We start from the raw sequence: 3,441 nt of genomic DNA, 5'->3' as shown, positions 1-3,441 counted from the left end.
AGGCGCTGATCGGCGGCGCGCTGGCGCTGGCGGCGGGCGCGGGCTGGGCGATGCAGCCGCACCGCACCGAAAACCTGCTCGGCCGCGCCAAGCTGGACGATCTGGTGCCCAAGGAGTTCGGGCGCTGGGCCTTCGATACCGCAAGCGGGCTGGTGCTTCCGCCGGAGGATCAGCTGCGCGACAAGCTGTACAGCCAGCTGCTGACCCGGACCTATGCCGCCCAGGGCGGCGCGGCCGTCATGCTGTTGATCGCCTATAGCGGCGCGCAGGACGGCACCGTCCAGGTGCATCGGCCGGAGGTCTGCTACCCGGCGTCGGGCTATCGGCTGACAAGCAACGAGCCCCATCGGGTCGCGATCGCGCCGGGCGTGGCGGTGCCGACGCGCGCCATCCTCGCCGAGACGGAGGTGCGGCGCGAGCAGCTGATCTACTGGACGCGGTTGGGCTCTCATTTCCCGACCAGCTGGGCCGCGGAGCACAGCGCGGTGGCGGCGGAGAATTTCACGGGCGTCGTGCCGGACGGCGTGCTGGTGCGCGTGTCCAGCGTCGCGAGCGGCGTCGTGACGCCGATGCTGGATGCGTTCGCCCGCGACCTGTACGCGGCCGTTGGCCCACAGATGCGCCAGGTGCTGCTCGGCCCGTCGGCGGGCGCGGCGATTCGATGATCCGGAGAGGATGGAACATGAAGCGGGTAAATAGGGCGGGTCTGGCATTGGGCACGGCCGCGGCCCTGATGCTGGGCGGATGCGGCAAGAAGGTCGGCGGCCAAGTGGTGGCCGTGGTCAATGGCGAGGAGATCACGCAGCAGCAGCTCAACGCCGAGCTGAATGGGCAGCAGGTGCCGCCGGGGGCCAATGGCAAGGCGGTGACGGCGCAGTTGCTGCAGCGGGTGATCGATCGCAAGCTGCTGGTCGGCAGGGCCAAGGATCAGGGCCTGACCAAGTCGCCGACCTATCTGGCCCAGGTCCAGCGCGCGCAGGACGCGGTGCTGATCGAGATGCTGGCCAGCAACGCCGCCAAGAGCGTTCCGCTGCCGGACGCGACAGCGGCCGGACAGTTCATCACGCAGAACCCGTCGCTGTTCGCGGGTCGCAAACGCTATCAGCTGGATCAGCTGGCGTTCCGGTCTGGATCGGACCCGGCGCTGGAGGCCAAGCTCAGGCCGACCAAGACGATGGCGGAGGTGGAAGCGGTGCTGAAGGACGCGGGCATCGCCTTCCAGCGCGGCACCGGCCAGCTCGACACGGCGGCGCTGCCACCGGCGATCGCGGCCAGGATCGGCTCGCTGCCGTCGGGGCAGCCGTTCATCGTCCCGCAGAACGGCCAGCTGATCGTCAATGTGATCCGGTCGACGGAGCCGGTGCCGGTCGATCCGCAGCAGGCGCAACCCGCCGCGATCGAGCTGCTGCGCCGCCAATCCGTCGAGCAGGCGATGCGCAAGCAGGTCCAGCAGGCGCGCGGCGCCGCCCAGATCACCTACGCGCCCGGCTTCGCGCCGCCCAAGGCCGGTTCGGCGCCGCCCGCGTCCTGAGCCAGGGCGTGGCCCGGGAGAACTGACGCCCTCCCCCCCGGGTGTACGCCGGGCCCAGTCTGATCGGTCGTGACTGGCCCCGGCCTTTGCCGGGGAGGCGGCTGGTTCAACCCGTTGGACCAGATTTCCTCCCCTGGCAGGGGGGGATGATCCTGGATCAGCCCTGACTCCGGCCCATGCGGCACCGGCGGGGCGAGCCGCTTCGATTCGGCTGGACCCGACGCCGGCGATCAGCCCGGCGGGTGGGCACGGAACGGATTGAGGCGGCGGTCGCCGTCGATGACGGCGGCCGCGTCGGCCGGGCGACCCTGTTGGCGTAGCATCGCCACCAGGCGCGACGCGAGCCGTGGATCGGCGCCCGCCTCGGTCAGGCCATCGCGCAACGTGCTGGCGGCGAGCACCGGATCGCCATGGGCAAGCTGCAAGTCCGCCAGGTTCAGCCGCGCGTCGGCATTGTCCGGATCGGCCGCCAGCGCATGACGCAGGTCCTCGGTCGCGCCGCCCCAGTCGCCACTGCCCGCGCGCAACGCGGCGCGGGAGACCAGCGCGCGCGGCTGATCGGGGTCGTTGGCGAGGACGGCGGCGAGGATAGTGGCCGCGACCTGGGGCTGTCCCTGCCGCCGCCGCGCCTCCGCTCGGGCGACCTTGACGTTGTTGGTCGCGGTGCCGGGCGGATCGAGCGCGGCGGCATCGCCCAGGATGCGCAACGCGAGGTCCGGTCGGCCGATGGCGTTGGCCTGGCTTGCATAGGCCGCGCGCGCCTGAAGCGGGAGGTTGCCGGTGGGCGCGGTCAGGGCGTCGGCCGGCATCGCGCCCACACCCTGCGCCGCCCAGAGGTGCAGCACCCGGTCGGCGCCGGCGATGTCGTCGGGCGCGATCGCCAGCGTTCGCCGGGTCACCGCGAAGCCGCCGGCGGCGTCGCCGGTTTCGTACAGGGAGCGCGCATAATCGAGCTGCTCCGGCACCGATCGCGGCGAGGCGCGCGCCAGCCGCGCGATCGTCCGCCGATAGCCCGCCGCGTCGGCTGACTTCAGATACACGTCCTTCAGCAGGAGCAGCCGGCCGGTCGGGTCGCCGGGCCCGTCGAGCGATGCCTCGCCCGCCTGCGCCGCCCTTGCATAATCCTCGTCCGCGACGAGCAGGCGCGCTCGCGTGATCAGCGCCGAGGCGTCGTTCGGCGACGTTTTCAGCACCTGATCGACCAGCGCGGCGGCCGCGGGCTTGTCGCCCCGCTCGAGCGCCAACGCCGCCTTGACATTGACCGCGTTGATGTCGCCGGGGCGCAGCAGTGCGAGTTGCTCGGCATAGTTTTCCGCCCGCCCGGCCTGGCCGCTGCTGACGGCGAGCTGGCAGAGCCGGGTCAAGCCTTCCACGTTGCTGTGATCCAGCGTCACCGCACTCTCATAGGCGTCATAGGCGACCGAATATTGCTGTTGCGCCAAGCCGATCCGGCCGGACAGCAGCCAATAGTCGCTGATGTCGTCGCGCGCCGCCAGCGCCCGGCCAATCTGGAAGCGCGCCGCCTGCAGCTGGCCGCTCTGGAGATCGGCGGTGGCGATCGCGGCCGCCGCGGCGGCGCGATCGTCGCGCGAGGAGCAGGCGGACGCGGCGAGCGCGAGCAGCAGCGCGACTGAAGCGGAAGGGAGACGATGGCCGGCCATGGTTGCTGCTCTCGGGATGGCGCCGATCTCGCGCCCGACCGCGTGGTTGCTAGTGGCGAACCGCCGCGCTGGAAAGCGTCACGGCGGGGTTGGGTTGCTTAACCCTCTTTTGACATAGCGGCGGAAGATGCTTGCGGTTAAGAAGCCCGCGATCAGAGGGAGACTAGTGTGCGGGTGTGTTGGGCGACAGCGGTGTTGGTGGGCGCCGCAGCCATCGTGGCGGGGCCCGCGACGGCGCAGGCCGGGCGT

At 71.4% G+C, this 3,441-nt stretch carries 3 protein-coding genes; 2 read left to right on the top strand and 1 reads right to left on the bottom strand.

The features are described 5' to 3' along the window. Both epsI and HUU95_RS11545 read left to right on the top strand, forming a co-directional pair. Positions 1-665, top strand: a 665-nt coding sequence (gene epsI, locus HUU95_RS11550) for an exosortase-associated protein EpsI, V-type (RefSeq protein ID WP_254602761.1), incomplete at its 5' end; no start/stop codon positions are given. Between the two features lie 17 nt (positions 666-682). Then, a complete protein-coding gene (locus HUU95_RS11545; protein WP_174280241.1) occupies positions 683-1,531 on the top strand; it encodes a peptidyl-prolyl cis-trans isomerase in 849 nt (282 codons plus the stop codon). Positions 1,532-1,761: 230 nt separating this feature from the next. Here the strand turns inward: HUU95_RS11545 and HUU95_RS11540 are convergent, their stop codons facing one another. Beyond that, positions 1,762-3,192, bottom strand: a complete 1,431-nt coding sequence (locus HUU95_RS11540; protein ID WP_174280240.1) for a tetratricopeptide repeat protein — start codon at positions 3,190-3,192, stop codon at positions 1,762-1,764. Positions 3,193-3,441: the final 249 nt, after the last annotated feature.

This window comes from Sphingomonas bacterium, from assembly GCF_903643065.1.
Classification (GTDB): domain Bacteria; phylum Pseudomonadota; class Alphaproteobacteria; order Sphingomonadales; family Sphingomonadaceae; genus Sphingomonas.
The sequence above is the reverse complement of the archived record's forward strand: the minus strand, read 5'-3'. Positions and strand labels throughout refer to the sequence as shown.